Origin of the sequence: Lysinibacillus sp. NPDC056232 (assembly GCF_042267565.1) — a bacterium.
In the GTDB taxonomy this organism is placed as follows: Bacteria; Bacillota; Bacilli; order Bacillales_A; family Planococcaceae; genus Lysinibacillus.
The window spans coordinates 1-16,539 of sequence record NZ_JBHJTF010000021.1 but is presented as its reverse complement, the minus strand read 5'-3'; the positions used below and the strand labels follow the sequence as shown (position 1 = coordinate 16,539).

The window sequence follows — 16,539 nt, the reverse complement described above, 5'->3', positions numbered from 1 at the left end:
AAAACAAAGAGGCGATTTAATAATGTCTGAAAACTTAAATCTGTTCACATCAACTCAAGAAGTCATTCAAGAGGCTCTAAATAGACTTGGCTATGACGAAGCAATGTATGAATTGTTAAAAGAACCGCTTCGCATGCTACAAGTGCGTATTCCAGTGAAAATGGATGATGGTACAACAAAAGTATTTACTGGTTACCGTGCACAACATAATGATGCAGTAGGACCAACTAAAGGTGGGGTTCGTTTCCATCCGGCCGTATCTGAGGAAGAAGTTAAAGCGCTTTCAATGTGGATGACATTGAAATGTGGTATCGTGGATCTACCTTATGGCGGTGGTAAAGGCGGAGTCATCTGTGACCCTCGTCAAATGTCTATGGATGAAATCGAACGATTGAGCCGTGGATATGTACGTGCAGTCAGTCAAATCGTAGGACCAACAAAAGATATTCCTGCGCCAGACGTATTTACGAATGCACAAATCATGGCTTGGATGATGGATGAATACAGCCGTATGGACGAATTCAACTCTCCAGGTTTCATCACAGGTAAGCCACTAGTGCTTGGTGGTTCTCAAGGTCGTGACCGTGCGACTGCACAAGGTGTAACAATCGTTATCCAAGAAGCAGCGAAAAAACGTGGCATTGATATTAAAGGTGCGCGCGTTGTTATTCAAGGCTTCGGTAACGCAGGTAGCTTCCTAGCGAAATTCATGCATGATTTAGGTGCAAAAGTAATCGGTATTTCAGATGCTTATGGTGCACTACATGATCCTGAAGGTTTAGATATCGACTACTTATTAGATCGTCGCGATAGCTTTGGTACGGTAACAACATTATTTGAAAACACAATTTCAAACAAAGAATTACTAGAACTTGATTGTGATATTTTAGTGCCAGCTGCTATTGAAAACCAAATTACTGCTGATAATGCAAACAACATTAAAGCAAAAATCGTAGTTGAAGCAGCGAACGGTCCAACAACTTCTGAAGCAACTAGAATTTTAACTGATCGTGGCATTTTACTTGTACCAGACGTATTAGCATCTGCTGGTGGTGTAACAGTTTCTTACTTCGAATGGGTACAAAATAACCAAGGTTATTACTGGACAGAAGAAGAAGTTGAAGAACGTCTATACAAAAAAATGGTTGATGCATTTGAAAACGTTTATACAACAGCGACAACACGTAACATTAACATGCGCTTAGCAGCTTATATGGTAGGTGTTCGCCGCACTGCAGAAGCTTCACGCTTCCGTGGATGGGTTTAATCAATATTTAAATACAAAACGAGTCATTCCTATATCATTAGGATGACTCGTTTTTTTCTTGGGGCAATTTGTATTTATTCGTTTGGATAAGATGCTCCAGCCGCTTTTCTAACATCGCTTTTCTTACTTTCCGCTCCTTTTGTATAAGCATATATTTCAATATACCTAATCCACCGAAAATAACAACAAACCAAATAATTACAATATTTAACATAATCATAAGCAAAATTCCTTTGTTCTATGTACTGTCTCTACTATACAATGACTACCTAAACAAAATCTGAACATATGGATAGATTATTTGTGCAGGTAGATAGAACTGATATATAGATAAATAGAACTAATTGTTCAGATTCTGTTCAGGAAGACTATAGTAAATTGAGGTATGACGGTGTTAAAAATTTGAAAGGGGCGAAAATATTTAATGAAGAACAACGGAGTTTTAAATAGGTAGGAGGGAAAAGGATGCATATCAAAACGAAACAGAAAAAATGGTGGAAGCGTTCACTTACTGTTATGCTTTCACTTACACTTGTGACAAGTAGTGTTTCGCTGACAGGGTTGCCTAAAAAAGCGCTAGCAGCGGATCCTGTGAATCCGGGTGGTGTAAGTACACAACCAGTACTATGGTTGAAATCAAATGAAGGTGTAAAAGAAAGTGCTGGAAATTTAACACATTGGGCTGATCAATCTGTAGCACCAGTGAATTTTACACTTGATATTCCAACAGGACAAGAAGAGAGAACACCGAAGTATAACGTAAATGGTGTGAACTTTAACCCAAGTGTAAAATTTGATAACCCAAGTGGAGCAGCTCACTATAATCAATCTGCTAAATTAGTAGGAGATAAACAGATTACTTTCCAGTCTGGATATGCGGTTTATAAATGGCCTGAAGCTGGGACTGCAGGGGCACTTATTGGTTCTACGGAAATAATCAAGTACGGTACTCAGATTTTAGGTGGGGGTGGAAGCGGTGGAAACTATTTCGCAGTAGGGACAGGTGCAAACTCTACATGGCGCTCTTTTGGACCTGCTAACAGAAAAATATTCCAAATAGCAAACTATGAAATGAATGATGATGGCACAAAGGCATTAGCAAGAATAAATGGACAGCTGACTACTGTAGGCCAACCAACAATTACAATTAAACCAATTACATTTACACCTGTTATTGGGGCTACTGGACCTGGAGCTTCTAGTAGTAACTTCTCAGGTCTCAATGCTGATGTGGCAGAGATTATTTTGTATGATGGGGAAACAAGTGCAGATGCTGCTAAAATTGAAACGTATTTAGCAGTAAAATATGGGATTACGTTAAATGATGGTACTAGCAATTACGTAGCGACAAATAACGCTATTGTATGGGATGCAACTGAAAACACCAAGTATCAACAAAATATCGCTGGTATCGGTCGTGACGATGCAGAGGAACTTGAACAAAAGCAAAGCCGAAGCATTAACGAAGGTACACAGGTTGCAATTGGTGTTGAGGCACTTACAGCTACAAATTTGACTAATCAAGGTACCCTAACAGATGGACAATATTTGATCTGGGCCGATAACGGCAAGGGTCTAGCGTTCACAAAGCAAATCGGCACAACTAACAAAAATCATGCTGAACGTATTTGGAAAGTACAAAATACAGGAAGTGTGGGTGAAGTAGAAATTGCCATTCCAAAGAGTGCTCTTCCAGAAAACACAACATTACGAGTAGGGAACAGCGATACAGATTTTGCACTAGCAACTGAATATACATTAACAGAGATTACTTTAAATGGCGCACCTCATTATGCTGCAAAAGCGACATTAGCTAAAGGTCAATATTTCACGTTTGCAGCGGATGCACCTGCACCACAAAGCGTGAAAGTGGAAGAAATCACAGCGAATCAAAATCAAATTGTCGTGACATTTGATAAAGACATCAAATTAACAGCACCTGAAGCAACTGGGTTTACAGTGACAGTAGGTACGGAAACAATTACACTTACTGATGCCGATGTGAAAGTAGATCCAGCTAATCCAAAGCAATTACTGATTACATTACCAGGGACAGATACCACTGGTAAATCCGTAAAAGTAGAGTATGACGGACAAGGAAAATTAACAGGTACAGATGGTGTACCGGTAAATAGCTTTGAAGAAACTATGACAAACACTGCCATACCATCTCTACAAATCACGGAGCCAACAGGTAAAGTGAACACTAAAAACCCAGACATTAAAGGAACAGTAGATAAAGACGCAACGGTGAGAGTTGTGATTAAAGATAAAGACGGCAATGAAGTACCAAATGCGAGTGGGAATGCGACGGTTGACGGAAGTGGCAATTGGGCATTCACGCCAAGCATTGACTTAGTAGATGGCGACTACACAATCGAAGTCGAGGCAAAAAGAGGCGACAAGATAGCAAAACAAACGGTAAACATGACAGTAGATACAGCAGCTCCAAATCCAACAGTAGGAGCAACAGCACCAACAGAAACGGTGAGTACAGCTAAACCAACATTTACTGGAACAGCAACACCAGGTGCAACAGTAAAAATCAAAATTTCTGATAACATAACGTTAACAACAACAGCAGATGAACATGGAAACTGGAGCATCACACCGAACAAAGATATACCTAACGGCACATACAATGTAGAGTATACAGCAGAAATTAATGGTCATACATCTGGCATAGTATCAAAACTTTTAACAGTCGATGCGCCAGATAAATCACTTTTAGCGACTCGAGTGGAGATTGTCGAAGGCTTAACAAAAGAAGATTATACTCCTGAAAGTTGGAATGACTTAGAGCCAGCATTGAGTGCAGCAAAAGCTGTATTGGACAATCCAAATTCAACACAAGCTGACATAGATGCAGCTTACAATGCTTTAAAAGCAAAACATGATGCATTGGAGTTTATAGATTCAGATAAAACAGTTGATAAAACGAATCTGCAAAAAGAGCTTACAATTGTCGCTGGATTTAGCGAGTTGAATTATACGCAAGATAGTTGGTCTGCATTTGAAACGGCAAAAAAAGATGCCCAAGATGTATTCAATGATCCACAAGCAACTCAAGAAGAGGTAAATGCAGCTTGGGAAAAATTAGTTGCAGCGCGTCATGCATTAATAGATGCCCCGACTGCTCCTACAGTAGATAAAACAGCATTGCAAGCCAAAGTAAATGAATCAACGAACTTATCGGCAGGTAGCTATACACCAGAAAGTTGGTCAAACTACCAAAAGGCGTTAAATGATGCGATAGCTATATTGACAAAAGGAAGCGCTACGCAAACAGAAATAGACGATGCCTTACAAGCATTAACAGCAGCACAGAATGCACTTGTAAAGAAACCTACACAACCAACATCAGGTCTAGGCTCACTAACACCATCAACAGGTGCATTAAGTCCAAACTTCTCATCAGAAGTCACAAATTACACAATGAATGTGAATTACGCAACGTCTCAACTAACATTTACAGCACTACCAAGCAATTCAGGTGCTACAGTGACGATGACCGTGAATGGACAAGTTGTGACAACTGGTCTTGTTCCACTCCAAGTCGGTGCAAATACCGTGGTTATTACGGTTCAAGATGGTACAGGAGTCAAACAATATACAATTACGGTTTATCGTGCCGCTGACTCGTCATCAGGCTCAGTCGGTGGCGGAGATACATGGACGACAGCTCCAACACCACCAACAACGACTAAACCTGGTACAACTACAACGAAAATCCAAGTGGCATTAGAAATTGATGGCGAAAACCCACTGGAAAAAACAACAGTGGAAATTGAGCGCACAAAACATGCCAACAGTGAAATCACAGATGTTGTGGTATTAACAGAAGCGAACTCGAAGGAAGCTGTAGAAAAAGCGAAACGAATTGGCAATAACATTGTTCGTATCGTCATTCCGGATGTCAATGATGAAGTAGATAAAGTAACGATAGAAATACCGAAACAATCTCTACAATTACTACATGACAATGGTTTATCATTAGAATTTGCTACAGAGAATGGACTGATTGCAATTCCACTCAGCTCAATGGACGGTGTGAATGATAATTTCTACTTCCGTTTAGTACCTGTGAAAAAGGAAAGTGAGCGTAAGGCCATTGAAGAACGTGCTCGAGTGGAGAGAGTGGTTCGTGAGACACTACAAAGCAACAATGTACGTGTCGTGGCTCGTCCAATGACGATTGAAACAAATATGCCAAGTCGTCCTGTTCAAGTAACACTGCCGTTAAAAGGCGTAAAAGTACCGACAGATGCAGCGGAGCGTCAAGCATTTTTAGACCAACTAGCAGTGTTTATTGAACATTCGGATGGCGAGAAAAAAGTGGTATTCCCTGAAGTCGTGACAATGGCGAAGGGTAAACTTGGCTTACGCTTCACAGTGAACAAATTCAGTACATTTACGATTATTCAGGTAGAAAAGAAAGAAGAGCAAGTTATTCACCACCATGAAGCATACATTAAAGGCTTCCCTGATGGTACATTTGGTCCGGAGAAAAACGTAACACGTGCCCAAGTAGCTACGATGATTGCGCGTATCTTAGGCTATACAGATGGCACAGTAGATACTGCACCATTCAAGGATGTGGCAAAAGATCAGAGTGCAGCAGGGGCTATTGCCTTTGTCAAAGAGCAGGGCATTATGAACGGTGATGACCATGGAAACTTCCATGCGGGTCAAAATATCACACGAGCAGAAATGGCAGCAGTGGTAGCCAACTACAAGCAGCTTTCTGTAGAACAAGGTGTAGCAATCACGTTTAAGGATACAAAAGGCCACTGGGCTCAATGGATTATCGAGGCAAATCGTAATGCAAGCATTATTAACGGTCGCGCAGATAGCAGTTTTGCACCAGATGAGCACTTAACACGTGCCCAAGCAGTAGTGATGATGAACCGTATGTTTGAACGCGGTTCACTACATGGCGTGACAACACCAAGCTTCCCAGATGTGAAGGCATCTCACTGGGCATTTAACGAAATTGAAGAGGCAGCGAAACCTCATGCATATTTCATCGATGAAGAGGGGCAAGAGCAAATTAATTGAATAAGTATGGCAATTACAGGCTAAGTATTTTTTAGCCTGTTTTTCAGTTATTTATTGGTTGAAGAGAGTTTTTGTTAATAAATTGATATTTTTAAAAGATCTGTTCAGATTTTGTTCAGGCATCCATTGATAGACTAAATAGGAAAATCATGAAGCCGATTTTTAGTGAAGGGGAGAACATAAAGATGAAAAATAGCACAGCACTTTACGACAAACTATTTAAAGTAGCTATGGCTACAACTATGGCTACAAGTGCAATTGCTGTTGTGGCATCAAACATGGCAAAAGCCGCAAATGAGGAAGTATTTACGGATGTCAAAACAACCTCTGACTACTATGAATATGTTAATGAATTGTTTGAACGTGGCTTTGTGAATGGGTAAACTATTAAATAACTTCCCAATTATTGTTCAGAATTTGTTCAATTATTTTATAATAGAAAAAATTACATAAAAAAATAAATGATTAAGCAATCGAATCTATGTAAATAAATCAAACGATAGTGAGAACATAATAATGAAAAAAGATTTTGTAATAGTGGTTAGTATCTTCATGTTATTTGCCATAGTTTTTGTGGTAGGGAATAGGCATCATTTTTCGGGAAATAATGACAGCATTGTGAAACAGGGAATGGCGGTTGTTTCAAATGAGCAACTTGAAAATAATAACACCATTAAGCTCAATGGGGATTGGTCCTTTTACCCGAATGTTCTGATATCGCCTCAACAGTCATTAGATGATTTCGAAGAGCGACGTATATCTATGAAAGTTCCTGATAAATGGGAGGATTATTTTCAATTCAATGAAAAAGGACCTCTTGTTGGTACCTATCATCTCGTAGTAAAGGTGCCTACAGAAGAGCAGTATGGTTTGTTTTTTCGCTATATTCACTCATCTAGTCGTGTTTTTATTAATGGTATCAACGTTGGGGGAAAAGGAAATCCAAGTACATCTTTCTTGAGCTTTCAATCAGAAAACGATGATGCATTTATTGTCATGGGGCAAAGTAACGAGCAAGAGCTTGATATATTAATACAAGTAGCTAGCTACAATAAATATCCAACAGCGGGAATGATTTATCCTGTTGAATTTGGAACAAGGGAGAGCATACAGAATTTCTACGATCACAAGAGGTTGATTGATGTATTGGTGATTTTTGGACATATCGTTTTTGGCATCATTTACCTGACTATTTATGGACAAAGTCGCAAAAGGAAAGAAGAATTGTTTTTCGGACTTTATATGTTACTGATAGGTTTTCAGTCGTCCTTTACTAATCACAAGATTTTCTTTCAAGTTTTTCCTATAGAAGAAACGTTTACCCAGTCACGTTTACAGCTCGGTGTTATCCCTCTAATCGATATTTGTCAAATACTTTTTCTTTATACTATGTATCCACAAGTGGCGAATAAAAAAATTGTCAATACAATTGTTATTTCACTAGGTTGCGTTTTTTTTCTATATGGTATTTATAATCCATTTTATCTCGATACAAGTGAAATGACTGCACAAGCAATGATTATTCGACAAATTACATATGTAGCTTTGATTATTTTGTTAACTGGCTACACGCAATTGATGTTAATCCGTGTTATCTTGAAAAAACTAGAAGGTGCACGATATATATTAATCATTTTTGCAGGAGGTTGCTGTTATACGTTATTAGTAATCATTAATTTTTTAACAGAAGTACCTAATGAGTATAGTAAATTGGTATTTTTGGGTTGTACATTAGTTGGCTTCACTTTACTCCTAAACTATCGTATGAATCAGGCCTTTACAGATGCACAGACATTATCAAAGGAGCTATTAGTACACAATCAAATGAAGGATGGATTTTTACTGAAAACCTCCCATGAATTGCGCACACCGTTAAATGGGATTTTGAATTTATCAAAATCACTAATGGAAGGTGCTGAAGGGCCGTTGAAGCGTACCCAACAGGAGCAAGTGATTTTAATTCATAATGTTACACAGCGTTTAGGCTATTTAGTAGAGGATTTACTGTTTTCATCCAATTATATGTCTGGCGAAATACGTGTCTCTCCTCGTACAGTGGCAATAACGGTGATTAATGAAGTAGTAGCAGAAATTCGCAGTGTGATGTCTACTAATAGTCACGTACGACTACTCGTTGAAGTAGATTTGACATTGCCGCCCATGCTGACAGATGAATTGCGCTTTAAGCAGGTGTTGTACAATCTGTTACACAATGCTATCCAGCATACCGAAATTGGAGAAATTACTGTAACTGCCTATCAGCAAGAGAAACATATGGTCATCGAGGTAAGCGATACCGGAAAAGGAATTTCCGCTCAGGATTTAGAACGCATTTTTAATTCGTTTTATCAAGTGAAAAATAATCATCAGAAGGAGGGCCTTGGAATAGGATTAAGCATTGCAAAAAATATTGTAGATAAATTAAATGGTGATATTTATGTAAAAAGTACTTTAGGAGAAGGAACAACCTTTACATTCACAATGCCTCTTGCAACAGAAGAGCAAGTGGGTATTGAAAACTCATTCGCAATCGTCTCACGTACCAACGCATCCAAGATATTACAGCTTGAGCTACCGTTGATTCATAATGGAAACGATAAAAAAATACTTGTAGTAGATGATGATCATGTCAATATAAAGGTTTTAGCGGATGTATTAGCACTAAAGGGCTATACAGTGATTGGTGTTGATAATGGCTTTGACGCTATCGACTACATCAAAACGAATCAAGTGGATTGTATGCTAGTCGACTTAATGATGGAAGGTATGTCGGGCTATGAATTATGTAAGCAAGTGCGCAAGCAATATGACATGTTAGAACTACCAATCATTGTTTTAACTGCTATTATGAAACATTCTGATTTAGTGCTAACTTTGCAAGTAGGAGCGAATGATTATTTACGAAAGCCTGTAGCAACGGATGAATTGCTTATACGAATAGAATCATTATTAGCGGTTCGACAATCATCAATAGATGCAATCGAAGTTGAGATGAATTATTTATATGCGCAAGTGACCCCTCATTTTGTCTATAATACACTCAATACAATTATTGGATTGAGCTATTCCGATATGGATAATACAAGGGAAGCACTATACTGCCTAGCAACTTACTTCCGTGCAAAGCTCAATGTTCATTATCGTAACAGTATGGTGTTGATTGAAGAAGAATTGGAGCTCGTAAAAGCATATCTTTATATTGAAAAGATGCGTTTTGGTAATCGTTTAACTGTCAAATATGATATTGATGAATCTATACAACTTATGATTCCAGCATTATCGCTACAGCCTTTAGTGGAAAATGCCGTTTTTCATGGTATTTCCAAAAAGCCAGAGGGAGGTACAATTGAAGTAAGTGTCCAGAGAGAAGGACAATTTGTTCGGATTAAAATACAAGATAATGGGGTAGGTATACCCGCTAAAAAGTTACAACAATTAATTAATGAAGAAAGTTCGCGCATTGGTTTTACAAATCCGTTAAAAAAATTTAAATTAATGAAAAATGCGAGCCTTCGTTTAAATAGTGAGGAAGGAAAGGGGACAACTATTCTAATATTATTACCGAAGGGTGATGGAGCATGAATATTATTATCGTAGATGATGAAAAAATGGCTATTGATGTTTTACGTTTCAAGTTAAATCGACTTACACAATTTCAGATTTCTATTAAAGGAACATTTACGAATGCAGCCGATGCCCTGATTTTTCTAGAGAAAGAATCTATTGATGTTGTTTTTCTAGATATAGAAATGATTGATGTGCATGGCTTACAGGTAGCAAAACAATTAAAAGGGAAATCATCATCAACACAAATAATATTTGTTACAGCACATGCCCAATTTGCAGTGGATGCATTTGATGTAGAGGCAACGGATTATTTGTTAAAACCTGTTCATGAGAAGCGGCTCATAAAGGCGTTGATCAAAGCGCAGCAGAAGTTGCAATTACAAGAAGATGTAGCAAAAGTGAAAAAAGAACATCTCTTATATGCACATACATTTGGAAGCTTTTATTTATTGGATGCCCAGCATGAGGTTATGAAGTGGCGTACTAGGAAAGTGCGAGAACTATTTTTATATTTATGGTTTCATCAAAAAAAGCCTATGTTAAACGTTGTCATAATAGAGGAGCTCTGGCCAGATTTAGAATTTGAGAAGGCGGCCAGTAACTTACATACGTCTATTTACCAGTTAAGGAAGCACCTTAAAGAAAAAGGTATTCAAGATCCAATTCGATTGGTCAATAATCATTATCAATTAAATGTGGAAATGGCTAGTGATTATGATAAATTTATTTATTTGCTAGAGCAGAAAAGGCATGATGAAATATCCATCCAGCAGCTTTTAAATTACTATGAAGGTGATTTTTTAGCGGAGGAGGAGTACTCTTGGGCTATTCAAACCCAGCTGCGCTTAAAGCAAGGGATCTTACATGTACTCGAAATGTATATTACTACTACAATTTCTATTAATTCATTACTAAAATTAAACTGTTTACAAAAGATGCTAGAGCTAGATGAGTTTAACGAAAACTATATGTTTCTACTACTAGAATTTTTAATTGTGCAAAACAAAAAACAGGATTGTATAAAGTGCTATGAGAGGATACAAGAAAAATTATCGGAAATTGGTATTTCAGTACCAGAGAAAATTCTTAGTATTTATAATGCTTACATGATTCATGTTTAGGGATCTTTATTCTTTGCTTTCTCCAATATAAATATGAGAAAATCCGAGTAGAAAGGGGCGAATTGAATGGATTCATTTACATTTTATAATCCAGTGAAGTTACATTTTGGTGAAAATGCACTGGAAAAGCTATCAAATGAGTTAGCTCTGCATGGTGAAAAGGTGTTAGTTGTTTATGGTGGAGGAAGCATTAAGAAAAATGGTGTATATGATGCTGTCATCGAGAAGTTACAAGAAGCGGATAAAATAATATTTGAACTAAGCGGTGTTGAGCCAAACCCACGTGTAGAAACAGCAAGACTTGGTATTGATCTTTGTAAAAAAGAAGGAATAGATCTAGTATTAGCTGTTGGAGGCGGTTCCGTAATTGACTGTTCTAAATTAATAGCCGCTGGTGCAAAATATGATGGCGATGCTTGGGATATTGTAAAGCGTAAAGTATTTGTGCAGGACGCTTTACCGCTTGGAACGGTATTAACGCTAGCTGCAACAGGCTCCGAAATGAACTCAGGCTCTGTTATTACAAATGCGGCTACTGAGGAAAAACTAAGCTGGGGTAGCCCTGCTGTATTCCCGAAATTTTCGATTTTAAATCCAGCGTATACAGTGACAGTACCAAAAAATCATACAGTTTACGGTATGGTTGATATGATGTCGCATGTAATTGAACAATATTTCCATAATACGACGAATACACCGATTACAGATGAAATGTGTGAAGGAGTATTAAGAACTGTCATTGCAACAGCACCTAAATTGATAGAAGATTTAGAGAATATCCAGTTGCGTGAAACGATTTTATTAGCCGGAACAATTGGATTAAATGGATTCTTATCAATTGGCTCTCGCGGTGATTGGGCGTCACATAATATTGAGCACGCTGTATCTGCAGTGTACGATATTCCGCACGCAGGTGGTTTAGCAATATTACAACCACATTGGATGCGTCTGAGTGTACCCGTAAATCCAGAGCGTTTTGCAGGCATTGCAACACGCGTTTTCGGTGTTGACGCAACAGGGAAGTCCCCAGAAGAGGTTGCATACGAAGGGATTGATCGTTTATCGGCATTCTGGTCTTCACTAGGAGCTCCAAGTCGCCTAGCGGATTATGACATTGATGATTCAAAATTCCAGCAAATTTTAGAGCATGCTATGCAAAATGGACCCTTTGGAAACTTCAACAAATTACAGGAAGAAGATGTGCGAACTATTTTGCAAAACGCTCTTTAATATGAAAATAGACATGAGGCTACGCGTTGTAGTCTCATATTTTTTATTGTGCCAGTGTCCTAACAAAAATCTTAGGAAATAACTAAGTCCTTGTCGAATGTTCTCGTTAATTGTAAAATTGTTCAGAATTTGTTCAACTATGTTTATTAAAATAAAGATAATAATAAACTAGGATGGAGAGGGACAAATGTTGAAACAAATGCTTGAAGATTGCAATGTCACATCGGGTTGCATAAAGACGCCATTTCAGCGGCACGTTTATAAAATGCAGAATTGTGTAGAAGTATTGGGGATTGAAACGAAATCACTGCAAGTTGAGAATGACCAAATTGTCACGGGATATATCGTTGATCAAAGTATATTTTTTAAAAGCTTACAATGTGGCCAAACGAATATTACCTTTACAGATGGTGTAAATAAAGCAAATGTACAAGTTTTTGTACGTCCTTCTGGGGAAATCGTTGTAGAAGTGGAACCTTATTTAGGAGATACTGAAATAGTGCTAGTTTATTATCGAACAATACTAGCAGATACAGCTATTGCGATTGATTTAAAAGGTGCTTTAAAACATTATTTGGTGACTCATCAAATGATGAATAATGATGATTCAATTGCAGAGGTACATTACCGATCTATGCATCCTAATGTATTGAAAGATTCTTATGCGGGTAATTTCATATTAGGTTGCTATGCAGATGGAAGAGAGATTACAAATGCAGAAGAATATGCATTAGCTAATCGATTGGCAACATTAAAATTCTCAAAAATCGTTATTCAACAGCAAGGTGTAAAAAAGGTTATCGCATTAAAAATGTTATTAACTTTTATGATAACAGATCATGTTTTTGTAAATAATGAAGAGATTCTAGATTGCTTAATAGAAGATACAAAAGAAGTTAAACGAGAACAAAGTCATCTAGTGCTGGTATAAAAAATAGCCAACTGCCTGAAATAAGGCAATTGGCTATTTATTTTATTTAGAAAAATTATTTTTGATCATGATGTTATTGTTTGGGTGTTGAGTTTTCCGGTCTTTCACCAATATGCACCCAAGCTAGTTGCCCATCATCTTCATCAAATATAATGGCCACTTTTGATACGCCTTTCTGACTTAAAATGACCTCTGTTAAATGGTCGCGGACATCATCTAAAAAAGCGAGTGATAAGTTGGGGTCAGCTTCGGCAACTAATTCCACATGTAAAAATTCACCTTCTTTAACGACCTCTAAACGAACAATATCTTTAATGTTTGGGTCATCCATAACAAGATGAGCAATATGATTTAGCATTTCTTCGTCTGTTTCACCAATAACCCCACGCGCATTATCAAGGAAAACTTTCGCTACTACATAGAACATCATACAGCCAATAATCATTGATACAAGTCCTTCTATTCTTGTCCAGCCTGTAAAATGTGCGATTAAAATAGCTGCGAAGGCCAAGAAGTTACCGCCTGTAGCCACTAAGTCTTCCATAAACACTAATTTTGTTGCTGGTTTTGCGCGATTTAAATAGGGAAAAGCTTTAGGGATAGCTGTTATTATTCCCGTTTTTTCCTGCCCAGCGTCATGTAGTATTTCAACGGCAGCCTTCGCAAGAACTGACCCTTCTAAAACAATACCAATCAATAATACGCCAAGTGCAATGAACATTCCTTTGGATTCTCCAGCTGGGTGTATAAAATGATGCCAGCCTTCTTTTATAGTTTCATAAGAAAGGATCGCCACGATTATAACAGCAAAAAGACAAACTAAATTTACTATTCGGCCAAAGCCTCCAGGAAACTGTTTTGTCGGTGCTTTTTTCGAAAGCGCTGAGCCGATATAAACGAATAATTGGTTTGCTGCATCTCCTAGTGAGTGCATCATTTCTGCAAACATGGCAACATTACCTGTAAAGAAGAAGGCAACACCTTTAATAATTCCTAAAAAGGCATTGACAACTGCTGCCAACAGAGAAGGTTTATTCCCGTTTTTTAATAGTTTCAATATTTCTCCCACGAAAGAACCTCCAACTAGTTTAAAATTTCCATTTCGATTTTTTCTATATAGGGTAGTGCTCGTAACGAACGATAAAATGACAATAAGTTATCAGAAACTATTAATGATAAGCGTAAATCTAATTCGTGAAAAACATTATTATTATTTGGAACATCTTGAATGCGTATGTTTTCGATAATAATATTGTTTTCCTTTAGAAATGCTAAAAAGGATTCACTATTTTCATCATTGTTAATCTGAACTTTCAATGATACTTCTCGCATACGAATCCTTTTTGGTCCTATTTTCATTAGGAACGGCGATAAAACCTCAATGCCGAAGACAATGATAATAACCGCCAAAGTAGCATCTATATAAAAGCCTGCGCCAACAGCAATTCCTATCCCCGCAGCTCCCCAAATCATTGCTGCAGTTGTTAAACCTGAGATACTATCATTCCCGCGCCTTAAAATAACACCTGCTCCAAGAAATCCAATTCCACTAACAATTTGGGCAGCTAAGCGTAGAGGATCCATTGTAATATTGATTTCCGACCTTGGGGGTGTTGAGTAGGCGGTTTCAATCGAAATAACAGTTAATAAACAGCTAAATGTAGCGATAACTAAGCTCGTTTTTAATCCTACAGGCTTCTTTTTTAATTCTCTCTCGATGCCGATTACTAAACTTAATGTGGCTGCAATTACTAATTTTATGCCAACTTCATATGTAATCAAATTTTCAAATGTTTCCATACGCAACCCTCCACAGATATTTCGTATTGCTAAGAGATATGCAAGGTGTCATTATTATATGTACATTACTTTTTTGTATTGTACATCACGATAGGAATGAAGTAGAAGTATTTTTAACTTCTTTCGGCAATTATTTTAGGTAGCGAAAGCGAAGCGTCAGTTACAAATCTTTTATTTAGCGAAAGTGAAACGCCAGCTACAAATGTTTTATGTAGTGAACTAAAGTAGCTACAGAAATCGCCACTTCTATTGGTGGTTCGATAAATGCGGGTATAAGTTAAAGCCTCAGGTAGATATCACGGATAGCACAAAGCCGAATCCAGACGTAATTATGCCTAGGCAAAATTGATTGGAGGTTGGTTTTAATGGAGAAACCAAAAATTCATCCATACATTCCTATATTTATTGGTGTTATTTCTGTATCCTTATCTGCCATATTTGTAAAATTGGCAAATGCAGAAGCAGGGGTTATTGCGTTTTACCGTATGTTGTTTTCGGTGTTAATAATGGCGCCTCTGTTTTTTTGGAAGTACACTAACGAGATAAAGAAATTAACAATACGTGATTGGGGATTTTCTTCGGTTGCAGGCATATTTTTAGCCTTCCATTTTATTTTGTGGTTTGAATCACTCCATTACACTTCTGTAGCAAGTTCTACAGTTTTGGTTACACTACAGCCGTTGTTTGCATTTGTAGGTACATATTTTTTCTTCAAAGAGAACATTACTCTGAAAACCATACTTGCAGGAGCGGTTGCTATTGTTGGTAGTATTTTAATCAGTTGGGGAGATTTTAAACTTAGCGGTACTGCATTTTATGGAGACATGCTTGCTCTTATTGCGTGTGCACTCGTTACTGCTTATTTTTTATTTGGACAAGATGTACGTAAGAGGTTATCTCTTGTGACCTATACGATGCTTGTTTATGCTGTTAGTACAATTACGTTATTTATCTATGTTCTTATTAAGGGTGAATCTTTCGGCCCCTATCCAACTATGGACTGGATATGGTTTATTTTATTAGCGATCGTGCCTAATTTATTTGGTCATACTCTATTTAATTGGTCTATCAAATACGTTAGTACAAATGTGGTCTCTATTGCGATATTATTTGAACCAATTGGCGCGGCCATTCTAGCTCTTCTCATTTTTAAAGAGTATTTAATAGCCACACAAATTATTGGTGGATTAATTGTTATAGTAGGAATTCTATTATTTGTAGTGGATGAGAAAAAGATTTTTAAACTTTTTTCGAAAAAAGCTTGATTTTTAAATTGCTATATTATATATTATTACTTGTCCTTAACAAGAAGGACGACTTGAAAAAAAAGATTTTAAAAAAGTTGTTGACTTATTGTCGGAGATGAGTTATGATGATAAAGTTGTTAAAAACAACAACGACAAAATGAACCTTGAAAACTGAACAAGCAAAACGTAATCAATAAAGTTTTTAGTAACTAGCCTTGAGTTGGTGAACGAAACAAAATTTTGGACATCAAACATGATGCCAGCAAAACAATTTGAGCTAATCAAATTTCTTTTTATGGAGAGTTTGATCCTGGCTCA

The 16,539-nt window shown here is 37.4% G+C and carries 11 protein-coding genes; 8 read left to right on the top strand and 3 right to left on the bottom strand.

The genetic code is table 11. From position 1 onward, the window contains the following. The first annotated feature begins 22 nt into the window (after nucleotides 1-22). Nucleotides 23-1,267: a Glu/Leu/Phe/Val family dehydrogenase gene (locus tag ACFCYJ_RS15690; RefSeq protein ID WP_376074867.1), complete on the top strand. Its 1,245-nt coding sequence runs from the start codon at nucleotides 23-25 to the stop codon at nucleotides 1,265-1,267. A 37-nt stretch (nucleotides 1,268-1,304) separates the two neighbouring features. Here ACFCYJ_RS15690 and ACFCYJ_RS15685 read toward each other — a convergent pair whose 3' ends face one another. Next, nucleotides 1,305-1,481: a hypothetical protein gene (locus ACFCYJ_RS15685; protein ID WP_376074866.1), complete on the bottom strand. Its 177-nt coding sequence runs from the start codon at nucleotides 1,479-1,481 to the stop codon at nucleotides 1,305-1,307. A gap of 251 nt (nucleotides 1,482-1,732) precedes the next feature. Here ACFCYJ_RS15685 and ACFCYJ_RS15680 point away from each other — a divergent pair, with 251 nt between their 5' ends. The 6 genes from ACFCYJ_RS15680 (at nucleotide 1,733) to ACFCYJ_RS15655 (ending at nucleotide 13,174) form a co-directional block, all read left to right on the top strand. Then, nucleotides 1,733-6,325: a DUF8202 domain-containing protein gene (locus tag ACFCYJ_RS15680; protein WP_376074865.1), complete on the top strand. Its 4,593-nt coding sequence runs from the start codon at nucleotides 1,733-1,735 to the stop codon at nucleotides 6,323-6,325. 185 nt (nucleotides 6,326-6,510) lie between these two features. Next, nucleotides 6,511-6,708 (top strand): S-layer homology domain-containing protein, encoded by a 198-nt coding sequence (locus ACFCYJ_RS15675; RefSeq protein ID WP_376074864.1) that lies wholly within the window; start codon nucleotides 6,511-6,513, stop codon nucleotides 6,706-6,708. Nucleotides 6,709-6,943: 235 nt separating this feature from the next. Further along, complete coding sequence (locus tag ACFCYJ_RS15670) at nucleotides 6,944-9,907, top strand: sensor histidine kinase (protein WP_376074863.1); 2,964 nt, start codon at nucleotides 6,944-6,946, stop codon at nucleotides 9,905-9,907. Beyond that, nucleotides 9,904-11,013, top strand: a complete 1,110-nt coding sequence (locus ACFCYJ_RS15665) for a response regulator (protein ID WP_376074862.1) — start codon at nucleotides 9,904-9,906, stop codon at nucleotides 11,011-11,013. The genes ACFCYJ_RS15670 and ACFCYJ_RS15665 overlap by 4 nt, the downstream gene beginning before the upstream one ends. A gap of 66 nt (nucleotides 11,014-11,079) precedes the next feature. Continuing rightward, nucleotides 11,080-12,243 carry an iron-containing alcohol dehydrogenase gene (locus tag ACFCYJ_RS15660; RefSeq protein WP_376074861.1) on the top strand — a complete coding sequence of 388 codons (1,164 nt, stop codon included), beginning with the start codon at nucleotides 11,080-11,082 and terminating at the stop codon, nucleotides 12,241-12,243. 187 nt (nucleotides 12,244-12,430) lie between these two features. Next, entirely contained in the window at nucleotides 12,431-13,174 is a 744-nt protein-coding gene (locus ACFCYJ_RS15655) for a hypothetical protein (protein ID WP_376074860.1), read from the top strand. 73 nt (nucleotides 13,175-13,247) lie between these two features. Here ACFCYJ_RS15655 and ACFCYJ_RS15650 read toward each other — a convergent pair whose 3' ends face one another. Both ACFCYJ_RS15650 and ACFCYJ_RS15645 read right to left on the bottom strand, forming a co-directional pair. Beyond that, complete coding sequence (locus ACFCYJ_RS15650; protein WP_376074859.1) at nucleotides 13,248-14,243, bottom strand: cation diffusion facilitator family transporter; 996 nt, start codon at nucleotides 14,241-14,243, stop codon at nucleotides 13,248-13,250. Nucleotides 14,244-14,257: 14 nt separating this feature from the next. After that, nucleotides 14,258-14,974: an MgtC/SapB family protein gene (locus tag ACFCYJ_RS15645; RefSeq protein ID WP_376074858.1), complete on the bottom strand. Its 717-nt coding sequence runs from the start codon at nucleotides 14,972-14,974 to the stop codon at nucleotides 14,258-14,260. 365 nt (nucleotides 14,975-15,339) lie between these two features. On the opposite strand from ACFCYJ_RS15645, the gene ACFCYJ_RS15640 reads away from it, so the two are divergent. Continuing rightward, on the top strand, nucleotides 15,340-16,239 hold the full coding sequence (locus ACFCYJ_RS15640; protein WP_376074857.1) for a DMT family transporter: 900 nt from the start codon (nucleotides 15,340-15,342) through the stop codon (nucleotides 16,237-16,239). Nucleotides 16,240-16,539 lie beyond the last annotated feature (300 nt).

What these genes read in the sequence shown, in the direction of transcription:
- ACFCYJ_RS15675 (WP_376074864.1), top strand. Translation starts at nt 6,511, where the DNA reads ATGAAAAATAGCACAGCACTTTACGACAAACTATTTAAAGTAGCTATG.
- ACFCYJ_RS15640 (WP_376074857.1), top strand. Translation starts at nt 15,340, where the DNA reads ATGGAGAAACCAAAAATTCATCCATACATTCCTATATTTATTGGTGTT.
- ACFCYJ_RS15665 (WP_376074862.1), top strand. Translation starts at nt 9,904, where the DNA reads ATGAATATTATTATCGTAGATGATGAAAAAATGGCTATTGATGTTTTA.
- ACFCYJ_RS15660 (WP_376074861.1), top strand. Translation starts at nt 11,080, where the DNA reads ATGGATTCATTTACATTTTATAATCCAGTGAAGTTACATTTTGGTGAA.
- ACFCYJ_RS15690 (WP_376074867.1), top strand. Translation starts at nt 23, where the DNA reads ATGTCTGAAAACTTAAATCTGTTCACATCAACTCAAGAAGTCATTCAA.
- ACFCYJ_RS15655 (WP_376074860.1), top strand. Translation starts at nt 12,431, where the DNA reads ATGTTGAAACAAATGCTTGAAGATTGCAATGTCACATCGGGTTGCATA.
- ACFCYJ_RS15685 (WP_376074866.1), bottom strand. Translation starts at nt 1,481, where the DNA reads ATGTTAAATATTGTAATTATTTGGTTTGTTGTTATTTTCGGTGGATTA.
- ACFCYJ_RS15645 (WP_376074858.1), bottom strand. Translation starts at nt 14,974, where the DNA reads ATGGAAACATTTGAAAATTTGATTACATATGAAGTTGGCATAAAATTA.
- ACFCYJ_RS15680 (WP_376074865.1), top strand. Translation starts at nt 1,733, where the DNA reads ATGCATATCAAAACGAAACAGAAAAAATGGTGGAAGCGTTCACTTACT.